Origin of the sequence: Enterococcus sp. AZ078 (assembly GCF_051714985.1) — a bacterium.
GTDB classification, from domain to species: domain Bacteria; phylum Bacillota; class Bacilli; order Lactobacillales; family Enterococcaceae; genus Enterococcus_B; species Enterococcus_B hirae.
Genome location: NZ_JBIOSW010000001.1, coordinates 1462007 through 1485524, shown reverse-complemented (window position 1 = coordinate 1485524; position 23518 = coordinate 1462007). Strand labels below are relative to the sequence as shown.

Here is a 23518-nt window from a genome sequence, read left to right as displayed (position 1 = left end):
TTACTTACTTTCTTTTTGTACTCTCGTTCGTTTTAGAGCTTGAGTGAGTGGTAAAGCCAATCCAACCCCTACAATATTTTGAAAAATATTTCCAGGAATAGAAGCTACCCCCGCAGGCCAATCATATAAAAACCAACCTGCTAAAAAATAGCCACTAATCATCAGACAACTACCGATAAAAAGACCGACAAATCGACCTTTGCTTGTTTTTTCGGCAAAATAGCCACTGACCAATCCTTGCAAACCATGGATCAATAAGGAAAAAAGGGCCCATTGCGGATAACCTGACAGTAAATCGATGAATAAACCACTTGAGGCACCGACAACGAACCCACCAAATGGACCAAATAATAAAGCAGTGGTGTAGATGCCAGCTTCGCAGAGCGTGACAAAGCCGTTAGTTGCTGGTATTGGAACCAAAATTGTTAAAGATAATGCTACTGTTAAAGCGATCAGCATGGCATATATTGTTATTCGTTTCGTATTCAACGATTAAATCCCTCCTTTGATGTTACCGCCAGACCAGACACTGCCCGTTTGATCGTTCATTTCAACACCGTTTAAAATACATTGATAAACGTAAGTTTTACTTCGTTGAATGGCTTGTGGGAGCGTATAGCCATGGACGAGATTCGCTGTAATAGCAGAAGAAAAGGTACATCCTGCGCCATTCACCGTTGATCGTGTTAATTTTTCCCTTGTAAAAGTGGTTAGTCCGTCATGACTATACAAAACATCGATTGCTTCATCGCCATGGATCCCAGAGCCACCTTTAACAACGACCGCTTTGCTTCCTAAAGTATGAATAAATTTGGTTGTCTCTATCACTTCATTGATGCTTGAAATTTTTTTCTTTCCAGAAAGGAGAGCCGCTTCTTTAAGATTGGGCGTGACAAGATCAACAAGGGGGAAGAGTTCTTTCACTAAGCACTCAATATACTGTTGATTCGCTAATGAAGTAGTTTCTTTAAAAGCTAAAACCGGATCAAGAACGATTGGGATTTGAGGGTGCTTTTTTAAAAAATCTCGGACGATCATGATTGCTTCAAGAGAATGCAATAAGCCAATTTTGATCCCCGCTAAGTCTGTCATCTTCTGGATCGAAGCAAGTTGCTGTTCCAACCACTTAGCAGGTAGATTTTCTAAGAGGAATGCGTTGTTTTCGTCTAACATGCCTACACAGGTGAGCGCGCTCATTCCAAAAAGTTGAAAATTCTCAAAAGTTTTCAAATCAGATTGAATTCCTCCACCGGCAAAAGGGTCAGAACCACCAATTGTAAGTATTTTTCTCATTGTTTTCCCTCCACGAAAAGAGTATAACGAAAGTTGTTAGAAAAGAAAACAGCCAATTGGCATATTTTTATGTCATCCAATTTTGCGTAGTCTTTAGATCACCAAAATTTATCTATCATCTGAATGAAACAAGTACACTGTATTGTTGGCAACTTAACAGCTAGAAGGAAACATAAGCTATGCATACTCAAATGAACAACTTTATTAGATATTATTATCAATAAATTGAATCTTTTTTTGTCATTCCTACAATTTTAACAACTGAAAAATGGTTAAACAAAAGAGAACACTGACGTTATACCTGCTAGGTAAGAGGATAACGTCAGTGTTCTGTTTATTATGCTTTTAGTTCTTTTTCAATTTGTAGTCGACGGACTTTCATTGTCGCAGTCCGTGGGATATCTTCATAATCTCTGATAATCGGCGTATTCAATCGAGGTAACTCATGCACTTGTTTCCACCAACGATCCCAATCCATTTCGTGATTAGGAGCAAGAGAGATCAATGGTTGTGGTGCATTGTTTTTATCACGAACGATGACCACTTCCGATAGAAATTCTAATGAGTCTAACAAGAAATCTTCGATCGCTAAATTGCTATTGATTGTATCGATCAAATCCACTTGACGATCCTTTAAGAACAAATGCCCCTGTTCATCCATGCTGCCGTAATCACCGCTGTCCCACCAAGCATCATAAACATTTTCTTGGAAACGAGCATCTTCTTTATAATAAGTTAATGCACGACCTTTTGATAATAAATGGATGTGTCCATCTGTATTAGCAGGTAAGACGTTCCCATTTTCATCTGCGATCCGCGCTTTGGTTAAGTCGCCAAGTCCCACACCCATGTCTCTCGCATTACTCGTTTTTAAACTCTCTGATGTATGAGCTTTTAAAATCATCGGTCCGCATTCGCTTTGGCCATAAACTTGTAAGAAAACAGCTTCTTGATTAGGAGAAGTCCGTAAGAATGTTTCCATAGTAGAGTTGTTGATCGCATCAAAAGTGGAATGGTAATAACGAATACCAGCAAAAGCTTCTGGATATTCTTTCGCTGTAAAGCTCCACTGAACAAAGTTGTTTGGATGTGTTTCAAGTGCAATCGGTGGATTTTCTTTTAACATGGCCACAACGTTTTCCCCTTGAGCATCCGCTAACGGCATCATTGGAAAGCCCATCGCCATCAATGAAGAAATACCAATATTGAAGCGAGAATGAACAGGAGAGATATGGAAAGCCACAAGTTTTTTCTCTGCGATCTTAGTAAAGACAGTTTTTTGCCATTTGGTGCGCCAGCCCATTGAATGAGCAGAATGACAAATCAATTTAGGAATACCTGTGGTTCCTGAAGTATGGGTCATATAAGAAATTTCATCGTTCCCCAATTGATTTTGTGCCACTGGTTCTGCTGGTTGAGTCAATAGTTTAGAAACAGCAATTTGTTTTTCTTTTGATCCATTTGAAATGCCAGCCACTCGTTCAGCCGTTTCATCATCAAAAAGGATAAATGGATCTTCTAAACGGTCGACAAAGACTTCTAAAGTGGGGGTAGGGAAGTGATAAGAGATCATTGCTGGTACCGCCCCAAGATAAGCTGTTGCTACAGCTAATAAATAAGTATCAAAAGCTGAACTTTTGTAGATCATGACCTTATCACCAAGTCCGACACCCAAATGAGCTAATTGATAGGCACGAGTCAAAACGAGTTGACAGGTATCTTTGTAAGTGCTTTTAAAACCAAGTTCCGGAAAAGCTGCTAAGGGTTGGTCAAAGATGATTGGTACATCTGGTGTAGCATTCGCTGCTTCTTGAAAATTAGAAAAAAGATTTAGTGGGGAATAAGCGATTGTTTCCATAAGTCACACTCCGATTTCATTTAATAGACAAGTTGGTAAGCAAAGTAAGAAAACTTGTGAATTAAATCATTTACTTTGCAAATTCAGCTATAATCTTAGCACAAACCCTAAATAAAAAACAGCTTTCTTTGTGAAAAAATGAATTATATTTCGTTATTTCATTTTTTGTTACTTGTTATTTCCTTGTAAGAGAACTCTAACATCTTTTGATGGACTTCTTCAAATGAATGTTCATTGATATAACGATTACCATAAAGGAAATTGACGATATCCAGATCATCAAAATAAAGGGAAACGTAGTACCCGTAAGTTTTACGACATAATTCTGGCGAAATATTTTTATATACAGTGATTTTACTTAGTATTTGGCGAATCGTCCGTGGAGAGATTTGCTGGTCATGAGATGAACGAAAAGCAAAAGAATCAGGTCCTGTCCCAGTATCAGTTATTGCTAAATAGTTTTTAATGAATGGCAGTGCTTCATTGGGAATTGGCGACTGATTAAGACGATTTTTTTTACGGCTAAGATGAATGATTTGTTTATTTAAGTCAATATCTTTTCTTTTTAATTCAACGACTTCATGGATCTTTAACCCGCAATATAAAAGAATAGCTACGATCGCTAAATTTCTTGGTCGGTTCCTTTTTTCAAAGCGTGCTTCTCGTGAAGAGTTAAAGCCATTCATAGGAATAAACAGATGCTCAAAGTCTTGAAACAAAGAGGCGTCTATGAATCGAGGCGCTGCAGCAGTAGTTTCAGGAAGCGTTTTTCCTAATAGAGATATTTCTTCAGTCAATAACCCTTTTTGATACAAAAACCGTAGAAAATGATTTAACGAATATTGTTTTCGTGAAAGACCATAATAGCTATTTTTAAATAACTGGTTTGTTTGTTGATCAGCTGTGGTCTGAAACGAACGAGTATGCTGATAGACTTTATCTAAAAAATTTAAATAGTCTTGTTTTTCAAGACGAAGAATAACTTCATCCGTGATCTCTTGATCTAAAGCTTCGTGAAGATAATCCGTGAATAAATGAAAATCTTTTGCATATTCATAACGACTGCTTAATGAAAGCTTTTTTTGATTTTCTTTTAAAAATTCTTGGAAAATAGGAGGAAGCTGTGCGATGCGTTGTTTTAACTTTTCTTGAATGTGTTTTCGTGTTTTTTGATCCATAAAAGAACCTCCTTTTTGTTCAAACTGGTGTTCTATTTTATTATTGTAGCTTATTTTTCGTTTTTCTTCTATTTCCTTTTACTGATATCTATTTATACCAACGTTTATTTGCTCATGATTCATATATATAGTAACATCGCCAACTATAAGAAAAACTGTAACCAATAAACAGAAAGACAATGATCTTGTAGTATGAACGAATTGTTTCATGAGTTTTGTTGAGTGACATTTTGTCACTGTTGCGCTATACTTTTCGATAGTGACAAAATGTCACTATCGAAAAAGGAAAATGTAGGAGGGAAAGTAATGTTTTTAGCAATGAAAGAAATGAAATACGCAAAACTACGATACGGACTCATTATCGGTATCATGTTCTTGATTGCTTATGTCGTTTTCATGCTATCAGGTCTAGCAAGTGGATTAGCAGAAGAATTTAAAAAAGCGATTGATGATTGGGGTGCTCAAGAAATCGTTTTGTCCGAAGATGCTAATCAAGTGTTTGCAGCATCTCAATTGACAAGAGGTGACCTTGATCAAGTAAATGCGAAAGAAAAAGCACCGATTGGCTTATTCAGTGGAGCAATCAAGGGCAAAAACAAAGAAAATGTGACAGTCTTTGGTACGACTAACGATGCCTTTTTATTACCTAAAATCACAGATGGTCGGATGTTTGATAAGAAAAATGAGATAATTATCTCCCAAAATCTGGCACAAGATCAATATAAGTTGGGAGATCAAATCAAAATCGGTAGCGATGACCAAGCATTTACGATCGTTGGAATTTTTCCTGCCACTTATTATACGGTCTCACCAGTCATCTATACAGATCTAGAAACTTGGACACAATTAAAATATGGAGCCCAACCGTTTGCTTCAGATGACAAAAAGCCGATCAATGCGATCGTGACCAAACAATCAGCTGTAATTGATAAAGATGGCGCATCAAAAGATTTACAAAAACTGACAATTCCTGATTTTATTGAAAGTCTTCCAGGTTATTCTGCACAAAATATGACACTAAATGCAATGGTTTACTTCTTGTTTCTTGTCGTAGCAGCAGTAGTTGGCATTTTTATGTATGTCATCACTTTACAAAAAACAGCGATCTTTGGCGTAATGAAAGCTCAAGGGATTCGCAATTCATTTATTGCTAAATCATTGATTGCACAGTCATTTGTTATTGGAGTCATTGGTGTCGCCTTAGCAGTTCTAGCTGCTTATCTAACTAGCTTGTTTTTACCAAGTGCGATGCCATTCGCTATTTTCTGGACACAATGGTTGCTATATAGTGGGGTCTTACTCGTTGTAGCAGTTGTAGGCGGCGTCTTCTCAATACGCACGATCACAAAAGTGGACCCAATCACCGCCATAGGAGGGTAAAAAATGAAGAATATTTTAACGATGAAAAATATCGTCAAGACTTTTGGTAGTGGACATACCGAAGTGACTGCACTAAAAGGAATTAATTTTAATGTCAAACAAGGAGAATTTGTCAGCATCATCGGTCCCTCTGGTTCAGGAAAGAGTACTTTCTTAACCATTTCCGGTGGGCTGCAAACACCTACTTCTGGAGAAATCACCATTAATGGTCAGTCTTTTTCCGATTTATCTGAGAAAAAAAGAGCCGATTTACGTTTTAAAGAAATTGGGTTTATTTTACAAAGTTCTAATTTGATTCCATTTTTAAAGGTCAAAGAACAATTTTATTTAGTTGATCGAGTCAGCCATCAGAAACAAAACGAAACAGTGATTGATGACTTATTGAAATCATTAGATATTTATGATCTAAAAGAAAGCTATCCTCGAGATTTATCTGGTGGGGAAAGACAACGTGTAGCGATTGCTCGTGCGTTGTTCAATGACCCTAGTTTGATCTTAGCAGATGAGCCTACCGCTAGCTTAGATACAGATCATGCCTTTGAAGTAGTCAAGTTACTTGTCAAAGAAGCACATGAAAAACAAAAAGCAACAGTCATGGTTACACATGATGCTCGGATGATCAAATGGAGCGATCGTGTCTACCGAATGAAAGATGGTGATTTGATCGAAGAAACGGAGGGATGGGATGCCTAAATCGACATTTCTTAATCTGCCGAATGAGAAGAAACAACGGCTTATTGAAATTTTACTTGAAAATTTTTCAGCTCGACATATTAGCCAAGTAAAAGTTGCAGATATTGTCGAAGATATGGCTATGTCAAGAGGGGCCTTTTATAAGTACTTCGAAGACTTGGAAGATGCCTATACCTACACGATCCAGTATTATTCGATTCAAATCCATCGAGATATTCTGAAATATATCAGTCAAAACAAGCAAGACTTTTTTCAAGGAATTGAAAATTACCTTGCGTGGTGTAGTGAACTGGAACAAAAAAGTAGTTATTGGCAGGCCATCCGCTTTTTAACGAGAAGTGATGATTTTACCAATCACCAAAGAACCAAGCCTTCTGCTGAATCAGGAAGATTAAAGGAATGGTTTAAATTACTGAAGGCAAATGGTTTTCACATTACTTCGGAAGAAGAAGCAATTAGCTTTTTATATTTTGTCATGGATCTTGTGATCAATTCATTGACGGATTACATTGCGAATGACTGGACTACTGATGAGTTGTTGCAAGATTATCGTTACAAGGTAAAATGGCTGCAAAGAGGTTTGAACACCGAACGAAGTGAATCTTGAATCCACTCGATTCATTTGTTAGCCGTTTCTTTTTAACTGGTAAGTAGTGTCCGTATTCAGAAAAACACTTCGATACTTCTTTGTGTCATCATCGATAACCAAATAAAAACCTTCGATAGAAAGTTCTTATAGTTGAGAGCAACGATTTTTCCTTTTTGATTCTCCGTGATAGAATTTTCATTGTAAGAAAAGAAAAGGGATGACACAGATGAAGAAAATTATACTATTTGGTGATAGCATTGCTGCTGGATTGTACCAGGGGGAGGTCGTCCATGCATTGGACCATGCGTTATCAACGACCTTAAATGCTTTAGGACAAGCTGATTTTAAGATCATTAACTTAGGAAAAAGAGGCGATTCAACGACAAGCAGCCTTGAACGATTGTCTCAACTTCCCCAAGATGAACGTACAGCTGACTACGTCGTTCTTAATGTTGGCATTAATGATGCAATTAATCAAAGAGATAACCAAGAAACCTATCGAAAAAACTTAGAACAATTGATCAACTTTTTTAAACATAGCCAAGTGATTTTGATAGGGCCTAGTTACGTTGATGAAAAGATCAAAACCCAAACAATTCCTGAGATCTTAGTAGAGTATACTCAGATCGCAAAAGAAGTAGCAGATAAGAACAAAGTAAGTTTTATTGATTTTTATCATTATGAAAAATCTTTTGAGGACCCAACACTTTACTTGCAAGACGATGGGTTGCATCCTTCGAAGTTAGGCTATCACTTGCTAGGTGCTTTGATTGCACAATGTATCCAGCAAAAAGAACAAAATTAATCTACAGACCGAGTACCTCAATCTTTGCAGTACTCGGTCTGTAGATTTTTAGTTTCAAGTTTTATCATGACAAAAAGAATGAAGCGCGCTCTATTGGCTTTGACATACGGTAATAAACAACTGTTTTCTAATGGCGATATTCCTTCAACAAACCTTTTTGGATCAAGTCTTGTTTTTGTTTGAGATTCTGGATGTTTTCTTGATAGTTTTGTGCATACATCACGGAATAAAGAGTGTTTAAAACATAGTCGAAGGCAATTTGTGAGGAAAATGTTGCCACTTTAGTAAAATCTAATTCATCTTGCGTAACGATGAGTTTCATCGTTGCTTGTTTTGCCATTTCTGAATGTTCATTTCCAGTGATCAATACAGTTTTAGCACCCACATGGTTTAAATGCATCATAATTTTTTCATAATGGTGAATCCTTCCACTATAAGTTAGAAAGATGGCACAATCCTTTTCCGTTAAATTAGCTGCATTCCAAGAAGAATCACTATACTCTTCAGCTAATATCAAAAATTTATTGATCTTGATTAGTTTATTTTGAAATTTGCGTGCTGTGATTTGAGAATCCCCTTTGGCAAAAATAAACATGCGATTCGCTTGATTCAATGCTGTGGCAATCGCATCAACTGACTGTTTCTCCAATTGAAGCTGTGCTTTTTTGATAGATTGGATCGACAAATCGGCCATTTTTTTAGCGATCGATTGACTATCATCTTTATCAGTAAAAGGAAAGTTTGGATCAATGATTTGATTGAACTGGGCTATCATCTGATGGACTTCACGACCAAATTCAAAACGAAATTCTCTAAAACCAGAAAAACCCAATTTTTTACATAAGCGAATAATGGCTGAATGCGAAGTATACGTCGCTTTTGCCAATTCCTCGATCGTCATATAAACAGCTGTTTCTCTGTTTGCTTTGAGATAATCAGCAATTCTTTTTTCTGTTGTTGTAAATGCTTCTTGTCGTATCAATTGGTCTTCGATTAACATATGCTCACCTTCCTCATCCATCTTACTGAATATCCCTCTTTTTGACTACTATTTTTTGTGTAGGTTAAACATACCTGTCAATTATTCACTTAAAAGGATCACTTTCTTGAACATTTTTTTCTAACTGCGCTCAAATTAACTTTTAAAGGGACCGGTCATTTATACTGATAGTAGTTAAAAACAAAAATTGGAGGAAAACGTATGTTAACAATTGCCTATCTAGGAAATGGAAAAAGTACCAACCGCTATCATTTACCTTTTTCACGAAAACTAAAAGATAAGATCAAAATCAAAACGATCTTTTCACGTTCAGAACCCACTTGGGAAACATTTGAGGATATCCATTACACCAATCAATTGGAAGATCTATGGAACGATCCAGAAATCCAACTAGTTGTCATTACGACTCCGAGCCAATTTCATTATGAATATGCTAAATTAGCCTTAGAGCATGGAAAAAATGTCCTGGTTGAAAAACCGTTTGCTGAAACTTCTGCAGAAGCGAAAGAGTTATTTGAGCTAGCGAAACAAAAAGATTTATTTATCCAGTGTTATCAAAATCGTCGTTTTGATTCTGATTTCTTGACCGTACAAAAAGTGTTGGAAAGTGGAAAATTAGGCGATATTTTAGAAATTGAGATGCATTATGATTATTTCAGACCTGAAGTTCCTGAATCGGCAACGGAATTTTCAACAGTCAATAGTTATCTCTATGGTCATGCTTGTCACACAGTAGATCAAGTAATTTCTTACTTTGGCGAACCAGATGACATCCACTATGATGTGCGCCAATTATTAGGAACGGGACGAATGAATGATTATTTCGATTTAGATTTTTATTATGGAACAATGAAAATCTCTGTCAAATCAAGCTATTTTCGTATTAAGGAACGCCCAAGTTTTGTGGTTTATGGGAAGAAAGGGATGTTTGTAAAACAGACAAAAGATCGACAAGAAGAGCATCTTAAACTATTTTATTTCCCAGACCATCAAGATTTTGGTATTGATTTACCAGAACACTACGGCACACTTACCTATATGGACCAAAATGGAAACTACCATGAGGAAAAAGTGATTTCTGAAGTAGGGGACTATAGTCGGGTCTATGAGGGCGTCTATGAAACGCTCATAAACGGAGCCGAAAAAGTAGTGAAAGACGAAGAAACACTTCTACAAATGAACATTTTAGAAACAGGGATCAAAGAGATCCAGGAAAAAGAAGCGCAAGCAAACAAATAAACCATTCACTGTTTATGATCATTCTGAAGGATTAAGCAAAGATTGATGAGAAACAAAAAAACAAAACCATTAAAATATGATGGGGAGGACACCTCATGTTTTGACAGTTATTTTGTTCTTATGTACTATAAAATAAATAACTGTAAGGAGGAATTCTCATGACAAATTATAACGGCGAAAAAGGCAAACGTTTAAGAGGTTCGATGGCGCCTAAAACCGATGATGAAGTAGCATTAGCAGGGACAAATTCTGGTGAAACAGAAAACAAACAAGAATCGTTATCTGGCACAAACTCTGGCGAAGCCAAAGATGTCGCTTTATCTGGTTCTAATTCGGTTGAAGAGGAAGAACCAAAGAAACCGAATGCTTTTGAAAAAGAAGTGGAAAAATTAGCGGAAGAAGTAAAAGAAAAATTTGAAGAATTGACATCTAAAAAAGATACTAAAAAATAGATTTGTCAGTTGCTAGTGATCCTATGAAAAAGACAGCTTTTACGCTGTCTTTTTTTATCCAAAAACTATTTTTCCGATTTTAGAAAAAAATGGTGTCTGCGCTTACCTTCTTTGTATTATGCTTTATTTATGAGAATAATTTTTTCTCAGCTAAACATTAGGAGGTAATATATGGAAAATTTTGGGTTACAGTTAATCAATTCGAGTGTGCTTGGACAAACCGATTTCATAAGTCTATTCACGACTTATTTATCAGATTATATGTATTTGTTCTTAGGTGGAGCCGTTCTATTTGTTATTTTGATGTTGTTATTAAGTAAAAAAATGTCCGATAAGCCTGCAAATAAAAGCGGATCTTCAAAAGGTGCTTCTAAGCAAAGCCAATATAAACGAATGAAATAGATCTTATTTTACTTTGAACAGATTGTTAGTTTACTAATAATCTGTTTTTTTGTTATAACTATAAAAAAATATTATAGTAACTATAAATATCATTATATTGAAAAATGTTTTTATCAGAACTATAATTTTCATGAAAATAACATATGAGATGAAAAGGAGCGTGTATCAACATGAGAAAAACCAGTAGAAAAGTAGTGATCGTTGGAACAGGCTTTGTGGGAACAAGTATTGCTTATGCCATGATCAATCAAGGAATTGCGAATGAATTAGTCTTGATCGATGTCAACCAAGAAAAAGCGGAAGGGGAAGCTTTAGACCTTTTAGATGGTATGGCATGGGGTGAAGAGAATGTTGCTGTTTGGTCAGGTGATTATAGCGAATGCAGCGATGCCGATCTAGTAGTAATCACAGCAGGTATCAACCAAAAACCAGGACAAACTCGTTTAGATTTAGTGAAAACAAATGCTGGAATTATGAAGGATATTGTTCGACAAATCATGGGAGCAGGATTCAACGGAATATTAGTTGTTGCTTCTAATCCAGTAGATATTTTGACTTGCATTGCGTGGAAAGAATCAGGGTTACCTTCTTCTCGAGTAATCGGAACAGGAACAACATTAGATACAACTCGTTTTAGAAAAGAAATTGCCTTGAAACTTTCTGTCGATCCTCGTAGCGTTCACGGCTATATTTTAGGTGAACACGGCGACTCTGAAGTAGCAGCTTGGTCCCATACAACAGTTGGCGGAAAACCAATCATGGAATTTGTCGAAAAAGATCATCGAATCGAAGAAAAAGACTTAGATATCATTGCTGATAAAGTTAAAAATGCTGCCTATGAAATCATCGATCGAAAAAAAGCGACTTATTATGGAATTGGTATGAGTACAGCACGAATTGTCAAGGCTGTATTAAACAATGAACAAGCTGTATTACCTGTGTCTGCTTATTTATCTGGTCAATATGGAGTGAAAGATATCTTTACAGGTGTTCCATCCATCGTTGATGAAAAGGGTGTAAGAGAAGTTATTGAATTATCAATAACACCAGAAGAAGAACAAATGTTTAAACAATCTGTCAATGAATTAAGAAACGTATTAAACACCGTGAGATAATTGAATGAAAATAAAAAGGAGAATGAGCGTTTTGCTCGTTGTCCTTTTTATTTTTGTTTTAGAAAAAATAATTCTCTAGTAGAAAGTGAATTGTAATAAAATGGTAGCATATTAGGTAAACTTTTTGGGAAATGCTTTGAAACAACAAGAAAAAAATGAAGGAGGTGATTGATTTAGAGCAGAATCAGCTTTAAAAGAATAAAAGATGACTGGTAAAATTACTAAATAAATAAATGAATGAAAGGAGATAGTATATGGAAAAGCAGAATACTCAGGAGTTAAGAAGCATATCTGATGGGCAGAAAAATACTTTAGCCAAAGATCAATCGAAGATGATAGATGCAGAGCTAGCAGGCTTGCCTGAAGGAAAAGTTAAACAGAAACCGGTAAATAATATAGGGGAGTCCCTTAAAAAGAATAAGTTAGACATGGATGAAAATACTGGATGGGGCACCACAGAAAGATACTCTGAAAAAACACAACCTAATCCCCAAACTAACAGCCATTACAAATCTTTTTTAAATGAACTTATCCGCAAGTCAGCGGAAAGAAAGAGTGTACAAAATTCAGCAAATGGTTTAGAGACTGACAATATCTTGAGCAGCGGGAATTCTCAGTCCGTTATGATAAATAAATCTCTGTATCATTTGAATGGACGAGCAGGCATTATTACAAATGTCACGCCCGAGACAAGACACAATATTGATAAAACTACTGGATCTAATATCAATAGATAACCTGCATGGTCGGTTGATGAGATAAACAATTGAAAAAATAATGTAAAAATTTAAGAAGATGATTTAAATTTAAACGTCATCAGCGCCGTATGAATCAACCAAACGCACTTGAAGGGCGTGGGTCGGATTCTGTATCACGTTGATCATGTATCTTTGATTTTATATGAGGGGATATTATATAGAGCAGACGGTGGATATGTTTCTGGAAAAAACGAATATGAAAAAATTATAGATGAAAATGATTCTAAAAAAAGGCAGAATGTGGACGAACAACAGAGTGAATTTTTATTATGTTAAGGATCTACTTGGCATAATGTATACAATGTAATCAATTTTTAGTGACTCGCTACTTGTATAATAGTGGTGCACTGATCCCTACAGTGTATAATAGAGAAATGCTATATCAGAAATACGATACATTTTTTGTTTCATTTAGATCGGCAGAGATTTAATTTTATGTTAATTTTTCTAATTCAGGGGAAAACAAGAAACCCCATTATTGGTTTTTCTTATTTAAAATTACAAATAAAAATAAAGGAAGAAAAAAATGAAAGAATTACAACCTACAAATCCTGTTAGCGAACAAGAATCTCAAACTGCAAATCCTGTTAACGAACAAGATATCGAAGATCGTATAAATCAATTTTTGCAACAAAATGGTGGGAATCGTCCAATAGTATCAAGCAATATTTTTTCTAGAAATAAAAAAACAAACTTAGATGTCTTAAACAAGATAGAAACGCTTGGAGACGACCAACATAGTAAACGTTTAAAAATGTTGCTTCAGGAAATGAACGAAATGCACAAAAATTTAAATAAAGATAACTTTAAAGGCCTGTTCCTTAGAGATCGAAAAGAAAATTACGAAAACTTTATTAAAGAAGCAGGATCAGATATTTCAGAAATATTATCTTCTCAAAAAAAAATTCAATATAAAGACGCTCTTAAAATAGCACTAGCAGGACTGTCTTACCAAGATAACTCAAACTCAAAAAAAGAATTGTCTAAAGAAAATAAAGCGTGGGTAAAACTTTTTTCTCTATTCAATGAAACGCAACGTGTTTGGATAAATGGACCTGGTCCAATACAACCTGATTATGACGACAACATTAAAAAAATGCGAAATCAATCAAAAAAGTTTGATGAAATCAGAGCTATGAGGAAAGTCAAAAAACTTTCCGAAAACAAACAGGATAAAGTAATCAACGAAAACCCTTCCAAAGAAAAATCAGAAGGTTCTTTCGTAGAAAGATAGAATTCATACATAAACAATAAAAATAAAGAAAGAGCAACTAGACATATAGATTAGTCGCTCTTTCTTTATTTTTTATTTTACTCTTTTTATTGTTTCTTCGGTTATACTGTCAAACTAGATTTATTCTCTAAATTGTATCAACTCTGTGTATGCTAGCTTGTCCAACGATTTTATTGCTAATTGATTTTCGGATAAATGACGCTTTATAGAACTAAAAACTGGGTAGAAAAACAAGTATCGGTGTCATTAGCGGTCTTAGCAGAGTGTTGGAATGATTCAGGTTGTTATGTCGCTGGTTTGATTGCTAACGGACGTAAACGCATGACAAAACAACACAAACAAATGATCGAGAATTATAAGAGCGCTGTTGATCTGATCGTTAGTAAGGAATGACTTGCATGAAATTGAATTGTAAAGATTATGATTGTAGTATGGAAAATGTATCTCTTTGTGGAAAGATCAAAAGAGTGTCGTCCAGATTATGATTGTTTTATTGTAGAGAATGTCACATGTGAATATTGTGGAGTTTTTGTTTCTAATTTTGTAAATTATGGATATGGACTTTTGCAAATCATACTATATAGACAGATAAAAAATTAAATCGTGTTTAAATCTTGTCAAACACGATTTAATTGATATTTTATAATACAAAATAATTTTAAAATTTTGCAATGGTTCGAAAGAGTCATTTTTTTATCTTTTTAGTTTGATTTCGGTTTGATGGGGGTTTAATTCACTTTGAATCTACTTTGTATAATATATATTATGTAAACTAAAATATAAAATTTTTTATTTCCTTCCTTTGCATAAACCATTTAGAATTAAAGCTATCTAGAAATCATTCACACCAAACATAGATTTTGATGTGAATTTATCTATCCATATTTTGTTAGAGCAATGATTGATAGATGTATCCTAGAAAGTAGTGTTTTATCAGTTGATTAATATACCTTAAAAATGTAAGAACGATTATATGGGGTTATAGACTGTTAAATATGCCTTTGATTTATGATAATATTTCACTTAGTATAATTTTCTGATGTCAAAGTCAAACTAGGAGATGTTTGTGCATTTCTTGCCTTAGTAGCTTTAGCAGCTAAAGAGCCTTGTGTAAGATTGTTTTCTGGTTTATTTTCCAAAACTTGTTTTCTTTTAACTATATCAACTACTTTTCGAATCGATTCTAAACATTTTTCATCGACTCTTACGGCTTGATTTTCCCCACATTCTTTCGGTAAATTTTTTAGAAGTGCCACATTGTTCCATACAAAACTTCGATTAATTTCCTGCACTCCTTCAGCAATTAGGGTCGCCCGCCCCTTTTCATGATCAACCTTATATAGGTTATTGTTCCCAAAATATAGTAATGGCTCGTCTTTGTCATAACCGCTCTTGTTTTTAGCATCTAATGGATAATATACTACCGGTTCATTTTTACTCAGCCATTCCTGAAGTTTACGTTTTGAGTGATCAGTATATTGTACCTCTCCATCATTTTGGTGATGTTCCTGGTCTTTATTGTTTAAAGAACCAACTATATTTATTAGTTCGTTTTCTTTTTCTGTTGTCACCCATATAAACCGTGATTTTTTTCTATTAAACAGTTCGTCCAGTCCAAATTTAATTAAGGTTGTTTCTTGATTCTGTTGTTTATTGTCTATGACTAGTTTTCTTGAACCGTCACTAAATTTAACGTTACTCGTAATCAATTTTCCATGACAATTTAAGTAGGACTTTTTTTTATTAACAATTTCCTGGCTTGAAATGATCTTATAAAGCTTCTCCTCATTATGATCATAATATAATAACTGATTTTTCTCAGTATTTTTCGATTTTTTGGGCAGTTTCATGTGTAGTTGTTCATGAAAGTCGTTCTCGTCTCTCTGCTCAAATTGTTGATGAAATCTTAACCCGTTCTCCTGTGTTAAATGTTTATGTTCTTGGATTTGATCAGCAGAAAATGCCAGAGATAAATATCGTTCCTCTGGTGATAGTTTGTCGCTTTTCTTCATCGTCATATTCCCTCTCCTTTTATGGCCTTGTATAAAAGTTCATTTATTTACAGTCGTACTAGTTTTCTTTGCGTTTTTCAAGTAATTACTGAAACAAACAGCTTTTATCCGCTTTCCATTCTATATCTACACTTCAGCTTAAATAAAACTTTTATTTCAAAATGACAAAACAAAAAGGTCGGTGATTCTAATTTTGTTATCTGAAGATAGTCTATTCACCTACATACAAGACGTAATCACATATTTTTGAACGATCATTCGTTGAATCATTCTATAAAAAAACTAATAAAAAAACATCAAAGATAGTAGCTACTACTGCCTTTGATGTCCTTAAACACGGTTAGAATATTCTATTTTCTAGTAAATAGCTCAGCATAAAAATAGCAAAAATTAAATAATAATGGAAATAAAATTTTTTGTACTAATGTTCCCCACTTTAAGGCTACCACATAACTAGTAAAGCAAATAAAAATCGCTCGTTCTTCTTATTCAATAAATCCGAATGCTATGATCATTTTATCTAGATGGGTCTTCATTACTACCTTTTTGAAGAGGTTGCGGTGCAGGACGCTTTTGAGTGTGTCCAAGAGTGTTGCTTTGAGTATTTCTATTAAGTTTGGGTGATGCTTTTGCCGATGTTGTCAAATCAATCAAATTGCTTAATGAATTTCTATCTTGAGCAATGTTACTAGTACTTGGTTCGGGTAATAGTTGTTTGTACTTTGTCAAATCTTCTAACGACTTACTATCTTGAATGATGTGACTAGTGCCAGGTTCGGGTGATGCTTTTGCGTGTGTTGTCAAATCAATCAAATTACTTAACGAATTTCTACCTTGAGCGATGTTACTAGTACTTGGTTCGGGTAATGGTTGTGTGTACCCTGTCAAATCTTCTAACGACTTACTACCTTGAATGATGTGACTAGTGCCAAGTTCGTGTGATGCTTTTGCGGGTGTTGTTTATATTCGCTATGTCTAAGAATTTCGTGGCATTCTCAGCAGAGAGACTCCATATCATGGCATCTTTATTAGACGTCTTTGGTAATTTGTCTGCAATTACTTTATCCCCTAATTTGAGCTTGCCGTCTTGAAAATGTGCATTATCAGTAATCAGGATAGCCTTTTTTCCTTTATGACTAACTAAATATAAATTGTTCTTATTCAACAAAAGTGTACACGAATTTACATTTCTGTTTTCATGCTCTCGGGGTTTATGTAAATCTCTAGGAGAACGATTTCTAGGAAAATGTTTCTTGGCCTCATTCAAATAATTGATGTTCTTTTCAACTTCTCCTTTATCTATCCATATAAATCCGTTTGACATCTTTGATTTAAGGAATAAATTTATTTTTACATTTGTATCCCAGTCTTGGACTGCAATATGTTTTGCATTTGGTGAATTATAGAGATCCTTATCAGCAAGCAAATAAGCGTTTATGATTTTCACATTCTTACCATCTTGAGATTCAGTCTCTAATTTATATAGTTTATCCCACATGGTCCCTACTTTATAATAAAATAGATCTTTCTGTTTATTGTGACTTTGATTTTTTGGTATTGATAATGATGAAAATGCTCTAACATCCACCTTAATCCATGGTTTACTCTTTATCTGTTGTCTATCTTCCATCATTTTAAACCCATTTAGTCGCTGATTAATCTCTTTTAAAGTAAGTGAATCGACGTACATCGTTGCCGTTCTATCTCTATTTTTACCCTCCCGAGTCCAACGTCTTTGAATGAAATTATTTGTATCAACCGTTGTCACATTGGAAGGCGAGAACAGATCAACTCTCAAACCTTGACTATTTCTTTTGTAATATACCCCTTCTTTCTCTTCTATGTTATCTGCGAGGAGTTTCGACTTGCTGCTCTCAGTGTCCAATTGATAAAGTTTGCCTTTATGTACCATTAATTGAACATTTACACTAAGATCGGATGACGTACGCTGCGGGATTCCTATCTTGAGATTTTCACCAATGTAAGTTGCATCTGGTTCTGTTATTGTACGTGCTGCTCTCTCGGCTATTTTTGCTTTTTTGTATTCGTTATCCTTTTTGATAATATCGTATACTACGCGTGAATGAACAAATAACGATTGAGCGTCCTTTGAGGGATTATTCTCCATTTCTACAGGTCCAATTAAATTTTGGTAGCTATTCTTTTCTTTACTTCCTTGCGTCAATTCACCATTTATATACTCTACATCTTCAGCAATTACATAAGCTTTTTTTTCTCCTTTTTGTGGGTCCAAATTTTCTATGAAATAAAGTTTCCCTTGGTATAAACATAATAGTTTATCCATTGGATCACCTTGGTGAATATTATCTATTGTTTTGCTTGGTAATTTTACCTTATTGGGCAATTGGGAAAATTTATTTCTATAGGTTGAAATTATATCAACCAAAAATACATGCTCGTTCACCACAATATTTTCATATGGCTCTTTGTTTTGGTCTTCTGCGATTTGGTCCTTAGAAAAATTCAGATGATTATATAGTTCCTCTTTGCTCATGCTATTTTCTATCATAGAGATCACACCTTTCTATTTATTGTTTTTCTAAAAGGATCATTTGTTTAATATCTGCAAGAAATAATCCTTCAATAAATTTCAATAATTACCTAGATGTTCCAGGTCTTTCTCCGATTGAAACGCATGAACGAGTGTCCATCTTCTGATTCTGATTCAGGAGTTCTCTTTGAGTTTGGCTTTTTCCTTTTGAGCGTTTTTGCAACTCTACTACATTATTACTTAGTTGAGGAATGTTCCTCGATTGGTTTATTTTTGCTATTTCAAAAATTTTAGAAGCTTTGTATGAAGATATTGGCCATTTCATATTTTCATTAGGCGATAAGTTGGATAAGAGTATTTTATTATCTGATTTGATCTTACCATCTTCAAAATTGACATTAGCGGCAACCTTCATAGCCACTTTTGATCTATGATTAACTAAATACAAATTAGTATCTTTCAACAAAAGTGTATATACATCTTTGTTTCTATTTTTACGAGTAATCATTTTTTGGAATTCAATAAAATGCGCCACTTTCTTTTCTATTTCCCCTTTTTGTACCCACACCAATTCGGAAAATCCCTTTGTTACAGGAAATAAATTCAATTTTATACTTTTATTGAAATCTTTTAATGCAAGATGGCTTTTATGAAGTTGATTATCAAGGTGTTTATTAGTAAGCAAATAAGCTTTTTGGACTTTCCCACGATCGTTAATCTCTAACTTATAAAGAGCACTTTTGTCGTTATCGTAAAAGATTAGGTCTTTATCGTTGTGAAGGTTTGGATCTTTTACTATTTTGAACTTCTTTAACGATGAAATGCTATCAACATCCACCTCAGGCCAAGGTTTACTTTCTATCTGATCCTTCTTTTCCATATTTTTAAAATATTGTAATCGCTGATTGATGTTCTCTAGGGTATCGGCGCTTACATACTTCGTTTGAGTTTTTTCTCTTTTTTCTTTAGTAAAAAATGATCTTATCAAACCTATATTGTGAGACTCTTTAAGAATATTAGGACTGAATAGCACCATTCTTAGCCCTTGCTCATTTCTCTTATAGATTGTTCCATCTTGAAATTTTACGTTATCTGCGAGTAGTTTTGACTGTTTATTTTGGCGGTCAATTTGATAGAGCTTATCTTCATGCAACATTAATTGAACTTTCATTTCCGGATCCCTAGTGCCATATTCAGGGGTCCCTATCTTAAGACGCTCACCAATATATGTTGGATCTGGTTGTGCTACTGTACGAGCTATCCCCTGAGTTTCTTTTGCATTTTCGAAAATTTCATTATTCTTGATAATATTGTACACTAAACTTGGACTAGCAAGTAACGTGCGAGTACCATTTTTCTTATTTTTTGTCATCTTAGTAAAATTAATTAAGGTTTGGTTGATGTTATGCTGAATGCTCGCTTGGAACAATCGTTTTTCTCCATACCATACTTCCTCAGCAATTACATAAGCTTTTTTTTCTCCTTTTTGTGGGTCCAAATTTTCAATATAATAGAGTTTGCCTTTGTGTAAGCATAGTAGTTTATTCATTGGATTATCATCATGAATATTACGTATTTTTTCGCTTGGTATTTTTATATCATCGGGCAATTTAGAGAACTCATTTTGATGGTTTGAAATCATACCATCCAACAATATATGATCATTCACATCAATACGTTCACCTATTTTTTGTTGTTGATCTGTTTCGATTTCTTCTTCAGAAAAATTCAGATGTTCATACAGCTCCTGATCATTCGTTAACGTTGAACCCTCGATTTGATTATTTGTTTCCGGCATAATGATTGCACCTTCCTATTTATGTTATTTTTTGCATAAAAAATAATCATTTGTTTAGTTCTTAACCTTATTAAATATCTGGCATATAAGATTTTGTCGAAACAAAAGATTTTTTAATGCGCTTTTATTTTATAATTATTATTAGTGAGAAATAATCCATTAATTTCCATAAATAGAAATAAAAAGCACCACAAGAAATAACTTGTTATTCTCTAATTTTTTATGAATTGTCGTACCCACTTCTGCGAGCTTTAGCTGTTAACTTGTCTAAAACGACAATTTTCATTCTTAAACATCTAATGTTCAAATCTTATAATCACTAACAAATCAATAACCGACATATTCATTGATGTTATAAGTAAGTGAGCTTAATTCCTTGATAATAAAAGGACTTAACCTAGCATTTCCAATAGAAAAAGATCTTAAAACACAAATATGTTCTAAGATCTTTAGTTATATATTTTACTAATTTATCATGATACTTTTATGATAAAGAAATTTCAAAGTGAATCATTATGCTCTATTATAGCTGTGAATGTGGTTTATTTCCGGTAATCAACCAAAATACTGATGCCATAATTGTGTCAATACAGGTAGAAAGTAAATGATTACTAGTGCTGCGATGACCATCAGTAATTGCTTACGTTGTTTCTTTCGTTTCAATAGACTACTTGTTTTGTGTAAAAAGTATGTGGCACTTTTCGCTCCAGCTGTTAGTGTTGATAGTAGCAGTGTAGGTGAGTAAGCCGTAGGGTCTTTCGTGATAGACAATAATTTCGTACCATATTCTGGATATTTTAATAATGCTTGATAAACAGCAACGATCGTGATCGTTCCCATCAAATAATTTAACAATGAATGAACTTTTTTCAAACGCTTAAACTCCTTATTTATAAATCGATGTTATTTTTGGATAAATAAATCAACACTTTTCGGAATAATTATTTTTCTTCTTTATTTTTTTCTCCTGATTTTTCCATCCACGGAAAAGAAAAACCAATCGAATAATCTGCTTTTAGTTCTAGTACCGCATCAAACTTCCCTTTTTTGCCAGTCAACCCTTTAACTACTTTACTAGTCTTACCTTTAGACAATAATTCCCTCATCATCGTTTTCGTCAGCTTCTTCTTTGCTATCGTTGGCCAAAGTTTAAAATCACAGGAAGCATTGGTACAATTTGCTACTTTTGGATATAACATGACGATCCCTTGTTTACACTTTGGACATCTGCCTAGTTGATCATTTTTCTTCTCCAGCGCTTTGATTTGGCGCGTTCCAGTGATTTCTTCAGATAAATCGACTGAAGTAAGCTGTTTTGGCACGGATTCGAGTAAATGAAGGATGAATTTTTTGATGTTTGCTAAAAAGACTTCGGGTGTGCCCTCATTGTTACCGATCTTTTTGAGGTATCCTTCCCACTGAGCAGTCATTTCCGCACTAGTCAACAAAGGTTCTTGAGCGACCGCTTTACAAAGAGTGATTCCTTTGGCCGTAACAGTGATTTCATTTTTAGTGACCTCGATATAGTGACGTTGCTTTAGATTTTCAATAATATTGGCTCGAGTCGCTTCTGTTCCGATTCCCTCAACTTCTTTTAAGATTTCCTGTGCTTCTTCATCATCCAATGTTTTCCCTGCCGTTTTCATCGCAGTGATTAGTGTTCCCTCGTTGTATGGTTTTGGTGGTTGGGTTTCTTTTTGAATACTTTTCAGATCAACGCCGACCACCTGACCTTTTACCACATCTGGTAATACTTGGACTTCTTTCTGCTTGCTTTTGGTTGCTAAGATCATTTGCCACCCTTTTTTGATTGGGATTTTCCCTGTACTTTTTAAGCGAAGTTCTTGGACACCAGTATAAATCGTTGTTTCTTCATATACATAATTTTCGGCAAACATTGCCATAGTCGTTTTCGCTACTTGTAAATAGATGGCTTGTTGCAGACGTGATAATTGCGCAAAACGTTCCTTGGAAGGTATCGTTTTTGTTGGAATAATTGCATGGTGTTCTTGGACTTTTGTCGCATCAACATATCTTTTTTTCGACCATGTTTCAGGAGTCTCTACGCTGCTGATCCCTAAAAAATCTTTATAACGTACTAAGTTTTTCACCAAGTAGTGATGTTCATTTTCAGTAATGTAAGTAGAATCTGTCCGAGGATAGCTTAAAAATTTCTTTTCGTAGAGCCCTTGGGCAGCATCTAATGTCGCTTTGGCACTCGCCTTCATCAATTGGTTCATTTTTGTCTGGAGACTAGATAAAGAAAATAAACGTGGACTACTTAGTTGTTTTTCTTTTTTAATGACCGATAAGATCTGTCCTGATTGCTTCCCTAAATGCGCGCCTGATTTTTCAATTACTTGATGTAGCGCTTCGAGGGTTTTAAAATGCTGCTTGGGATCGATTTTCCCTGTAAACCGTCCATCATCGCAACTGATCGTCGCTTCTACTTCATAGTATGGCTCTTTTTTGAAGTTTTTAATCGTTTCTTGTAACTGATAGATCATATATAGGGTTGGCGTTTGGACACGTCCTAAAGAAAAGCTGCCATCGATCCCTTTTTGTTGCAGTAAGAGACTGTATAAGGGGCTCCCGTTCATCCCGATCAACCAATCCGCATTCTGTCTAGCTTTCGCTTCTTTATATTTAGGAAAATAGCTCTCGCCTGGACGAAGGTTTTTAAAGCCTTCATAAATCGCCTCTTTTTCCAGCGAATTGATCCACAAACGTTGATACTTTTTGCTTTTGGTGAAGGCTTGTGCTTGAATGATAATCGACCAAGCAATGGCTTCTCCTTCACGGTCTCCATCTGTCGCAATAATGATCGTATCCGCTGATTGTAATTCCTTTTTGACGATTGAAAATTGTGCTTGTTTTTCTTTCGGCACTTCATAGCGGAAGGTTTCTGGGAAAATTGGTAAGTTAGCTAAGGACCATTTACTCCAGCGTTCTTCATATGCACCAGGAGGGACCATGTCCACTAAGTGACCGAATCCATAAGTAATCGTTACTTCCCCACTAAACAACGGATCAACGATCTCATAATACCCTTCGTGACGTATTCGTTTCTTAAATGTTTCAGCATAAGCTTTTGCTTGGGAAGGTTTTTCAGCCAGTATAACAGTTTTCATTTTATCCCCTCCATGATTCTCAGTCTTAGAACAGACTTCTTTATTATGGAACAAACATTCGCATATGAC

At 34.9% G+C, this 23518-nt stretch carries 22 protein-coding genes; 11 read left to right on the top strand and 11 right to left on the bottom strand.

The window, feature by feature from the left end:
- The 4 genes from IGJ18_RS06945 to IGJ18_RS06930 form a co-directional block, all read right to left on the bottom strand.
- Positions 1 to 489: an ECF transporter S component gene (locus tag IGJ18_RS06945; protein ID WP_178286263.1), complete on the bottom strand. Its 489-nt coding sequence runs from the start codon at positions 487 to 489 to the stop codon at positions 1 to 3.
- Positions 490 to 492: 3 nt separating this feature from the next.
- A complete protein-coding gene (locus IGJ18_RS06940; protein WP_438843072.1) occupies positions 493 to 1293 on the bottom strand; it encodes a hydroxymethylpyrimidine/phosphomethylpyrimidine kinase in 801 nt (266 codons plus the stop codon).
- Positions 1294 to 1630: 337 nt separating this feature from the next.
- On the bottom strand, positions 1631 to 3151 hold the full coding sequence (locus IGJ18_RS06935) for an AMP-binding protein (RefSeq protein ID WP_438843071.1): 1521 nt from the start codon (positions 3149 to 3151) through the stop codon (positions 1631 to 1633).
- 158 nt (positions 3152 to 3309) lie between these two features.
- Positions 3310 to 4329 carry a tyrosine-type recombinase/integrase gene (locus tag IGJ18_RS06930; RefSeq protein ID WP_411245505.1) on the bottom strand — a complete coding sequence of 340 codons (1020 nt, stop codon included), beginning with the start codon at positions 4327 to 4329 and terminating at the stop codon, positions 3310 to 3312.
- Positions 4330 to 4635: 306 nt separating this feature from the next.
- On the opposite strand from IGJ18_RS06930, the gene IGJ18_RS06925 reads away from it, so the two are divergent.
- The 4 genes from IGJ18_RS06925 (at position 4636) to IGJ18_RS06910 (ending at position 7796) form a co-directional block, all read left to right on the top strand.
- Entirely contained in the window at positions 4636 to 5709 is a 1074-nt protein-coding gene (locus IGJ18_RS06925) for an ABC transporter permease (RefSeq protein WP_178305964.1), read from the top strand.
- Positions 5710 to 5712: 3 nt separating this feature from the next.
- On the top strand, positions 5713 to 6402 hold the full coding sequence (locus IGJ18_RS06920; RefSeq protein WP_010719170.1) for an ABC transporter ATP-binding protein: 690 nt from the start codon (positions 5713 to 5715) through the stop codon (positions 6400 to 6402).
- A complete protein-coding gene (locus tag IGJ18_RS06915; RefSeq protein WP_053766029.1) occupies positions 6395 to 7009 on the top strand; it encodes a TetR/AcrR family transcriptional regulator in 615 nt (204 codons plus the stop codon). The genes IGJ18_RS06920 and IGJ18_RS06915 overlap by 8 nt, the downstream gene beginning before the upstream one ends.
- 208 nt (positions 7010 to 7217) lie before the next feature.
- Positions 7218 to 7796 carry an SGNH/GDSL hydrolase family protein gene (locus tag IGJ18_RS06910; RefSeq protein ID WP_438843070.1) on the top strand — a complete coding sequence of 193 codons (579 nt, stop codon included), beginning with the start codon at positions 7218 to 7220 and terminating at the stop codon, positions 7794 to 7796.
- A 127-nt stretch (positions 7797 to 7923) separates the two neighbouring features.
- Here the strand turns inward: IGJ18_RS06910 and IGJ18_RS06905 are convergent, their stop codons facing one another.
- Entirely contained in the window at positions 7924 to 8796 is an 873-nt protein-coding gene (locus IGJ18_RS06905; RefSeq protein WP_438843069.1) for a MurR/RpiR family transcriptional regulator, read from the bottom strand.
- A gap of 201 nt (positions 8797 to 8997) precedes the next feature.
- Here IGJ18_RS06905 and IGJ18_RS06900 point away from each other — a divergent pair, with 201 nt between their 5' ends.
- The 7 genes from IGJ18_RS06900 (at position 8998) to IGJ18_RS06870 (ending at position 14389) form a co-directional block, all read left to right on the top strand.
- Entirely contained in the window at positions 8998 to 10035 is a 1038-nt protein-coding gene (locus tag IGJ18_RS06900; protein WP_010737564.1) for a Gfo/Idh/MocA family oxidoreductase, read from the top strand.
- 158 nt (positions 10036 to 10193) lie between these two features.
- The gene (locus IGJ18_RS06895; RefSeq protein ID WP_034697939.1) at positions 10194 to 10487 is read left to right on the top strand and encodes a hypothetical protein; all 294 of its coding nucleotides are present in this window, start codon (positions 10194 to 10196) and stop codon (positions 10485 to 10487) included.
- Positions 10488 to 10658: 171 nt separating this feature from the next.
- The gene (locus tag IGJ18_RS06890; RefSeq protein WP_010719176.1) at positions 10659 to 10889 is read left to right on the top strand and encodes a hypothetical protein; all 231 of its coding nucleotides are present in this window, start codon (positions 10659 to 10661) and stop codon (positions 10887 to 10889) included.
- A 170-nt stretch (positions 10890 to 11059) separates the two neighbouring features.
- Complete coding sequence (locus tag IGJ18_RS06885) at positions 11060 to 12004, top strand: L-lactate dehydrogenase (RefSeq protein WP_063627106.1); 945 nt, start codon at positions 11060 to 11062, stop codon at positions 12002 to 12004.
- A gap of 254 nt (positions 12005 to 12258) precedes the next feature.
- On the top strand, positions 12259 to 12741 hold the full coding sequence (locus IGJ18_RS06880; protein ID WP_438843068.1) for a hypothetical protein: 483 nt from the start codon (positions 12259 to 12261) through the stop codon (positions 12739 to 12741).
- 547 nt (positions 12742 to 13288) lie between these two features.
- Positions 13289 to 13996 carry a hypothetical protein gene (locus IGJ18_RS06875; protein WP_197725832.1) on the top strand — a complete coding sequence of 236 codons (708 nt, stop codon included), beginning with the start codon at positions 13289 to 13291 and terminating at the stop codon, positions 13994 to 13996.
- 195 nt (positions 13997 to 14191) lie between these two features.
- Positions 14192 to 14389, top strand: a complete 198-nt coding sequence (locus IGJ18_RS06870) for a hypothetical protein (protein WP_207414056.1) — start codon at positions 14192 to 14194, stop codon at positions 14387 to 14389.
- Positions 14390 to 15015: 626 nt separating this feature from the next.
- On the opposite strand, the gene IGJ18_RS06865 is transcribed toward IGJ18_RS06870, so the two are convergent.
- The 6 genes from IGJ18_RS06865 to topB form a co-directional block, all read right to left on the bottom strand.
- Entirely contained in the window at positions 15016 to 16014 is a 999-nt protein-coding gene (locus IGJ18_RS06865; protein ID WP_438843067.1) for a hypothetical protein, read from the bottom strand.
- Between the two features lie 510 nt (positions 16015 to 16524).
- Entirely contained in the window at positions 16525 to 16896 is a 372-nt protein-coding gene (locus IGJ18_RS06860; RefSeq protein WP_438843066.1) for a hypothetical protein, read from the bottom strand.
- A gap of 34 nt (positions 16897 to 16930) precedes the next feature.
- A complete protein-coding gene (locus IGJ18_RS06855; RefSeq protein WP_438843065.1) occupies positions 16931 to 18538 on the bottom strand; it encodes a hypothetical protein in 1608 nt (535 codons plus the stop codon).
- Between the two features lie 88 nt (positions 18539 to 18626).
- Positions 18627 to 20318: a hypothetical protein gene (locus IGJ18_RS06850; protein WP_438843064.1), complete on the bottom strand. Its 1692-nt coding sequence runs from the start codon at positions 20316 to 20318 to the stop codon at positions 18627 to 18629.
- Positions 20319 to 20873: 555 nt separating this feature from the next.
- On the bottom strand, positions 20874 to 21158 hold the full coding sequence (locus IGJ18_RS06845) for a hypothetical protein (protein ID WP_174270245.1): 285 nt from the start codon (positions 21156 to 21158) through the stop codon (positions 20874 to 20876).
- Positions 21159 to 21259: 101 nt separating this feature from the next.
- Positions 21260 to 23449, bottom strand: a complete 2190-nt coding sequence (gene topB, locus IGJ18_RS06840; protein WP_438843063.1) for a DNA topoisomerase III — start codon at positions 23447 to 23449, stop codon at positions 21260 to 21262.
- Positions 23450 to 23518 lie beyond the last annotated feature (69 nt).

What these genes read in the sequence shown, in the direction of transcription:
- IGJ18_RS06935 (WP_438843071.1), bottom strand. Translation starts at nt 3,151, where the DNA reads ATGGAAACAATCGCTTATTCCCCACTAAATCTTTTTTCTAATTTTCAA.
- IGJ18_RS06855 (WP_438843065.1), bottom strand. Translation starts at nt 18,538, where the DNA reads ATGATAGAAAATAGCATGAGCAAAGAGGAACTATATAATCATCTGAAT.
- IGJ18_RS06905 (WP_438843069.1), bottom strand. Translation starts at nt 8,796, where the DNA reads ATGTTAATCGAAGACCAATTGATACGACAAGAAGCATTTACAACAACA.
- IGJ18_RS06865 (WP_438843067.1), bottom strand. Translation starts at nt 16,014, where the DNA reads ATGACGATGAAGAAAAGCGACAAACTATCACCAGAGGAACGATATTTA.
- IGJ18_RS06895 (WP_034697939.1), top strand. Translation starts at nt 10,194, where the DNA reads ATGACAAATTATAACGGCGAAAAAGGCAAACGTTTAAGAGGTTCGATG.
- IGJ18_RS06845 (WP_174270245.1), bottom strand. Translation starts at nt 21,158, where the DNA reads ATGGGAACGATCACGATCGTTGCTGTTTATCAAGCATTATTAAAATAT.
- IGJ18_RS06885 (WP_063627106.1), top strand. Translation starts at nt 11,060, where the DNA reads ATGAGAAAAACCAGTAGAAAAGTAGTGATCGTTGGAACAGGCTTTGTG.
- IGJ18_RS06910 (WP_438843070.1), top strand. Translation starts at nt 7,218, where the DNA reads ATGAAGAAAATTATACTATTTGGTGATAGCATTGCTGCTGGATTGTAC.
- IGJ18_RS06870 (WP_207414056.1), top strand. Translation starts at nt 14,192, where the DNA reads ATGACGCTTTATAGAACTAAAAACTGGGTAGAAAAACAAGTATCGGTG.
- IGJ18_RS06900 (WP_010737564.1), top strand. Translation starts at nt 8,998, where the DNA reads ATGTTAACAATTGCCTATCTAGGAAATGGAAAAAGTACCAACCGCTAT.
- IGJ18_RS06925 (WP_178305964.1), top strand. Translation starts at nt 4,636, where the DNA reads ATGTTTTTAGCAATGAAAGAAATGAAATACGCAAAACTACGATACGGA.
- IGJ18_RS06850 (WP_438843064.1), bottom strand. Translation starts at nt 20,318, where the DNA reads ATGCCGGAAACAAATAATCAAATCGAGGGTTCAACGTTAACGAATGAT.
- IGJ18_RS06940 (WP_438843072.1), bottom strand. Translation starts at nt 1,293, where the DNA reads ATGAGAAAAATACTTACAATTGGTGGTTCTGACCCTTTTGCCGGTGGA.
- IGJ18_RS06920 (WP_010719170.1), top strand. Translation starts at nt 5,713, where the DNA reads ATGAAGAATATTTTAACGATGAAAAATATCGTCAAGACTTTTGGTAGT.
- IGJ18_RS06880 (WP_438843068.1), top strand. Translation starts at nt 12,259, where the DNA reads ATGGAAAAGCAGAATACTCAGGAGTTAAGAAGCATATCTGATGGGCAG.
- IGJ18_RS06875 (WP_197725832.1), top strand. Translation starts at nt 13,289, where the DNA reads ATGAAAGAATTACAACCTACAAATCCTGTTAGCGAACAAGAATCTCAA.
- IGJ18_RS06915 (WP_053766029.1), top strand. Translation starts at nt 6,395, where the DNA reads ATGCCTAAATCGACATTTCTTAATCTGCCGAATGAGAAGAAACAACGG.
- IGJ18_RS06930 (WP_411245505.1), bottom strand. Translation starts at nt 4,329, where the DNA reads ATGGATCAAAAAACACGAAAACACATTCAAGAAAAGTTAAAACAACGC.
- topB (WP_438843063.1), bottom strand. Translation starts at nt 23,449, where the DNA reads ATGAAAACTGTTATACTGGCTGAAAAACCTTCCCAAGCAAAAGCTTAT.
- IGJ18_RS06890 (WP_010719176.1), top strand. Translation starts at nt 10,659, where the DNA reads ATGGAAAATTTTGGGTTACAGTTAATCAATTCGAGTGTGCTTGGACAA.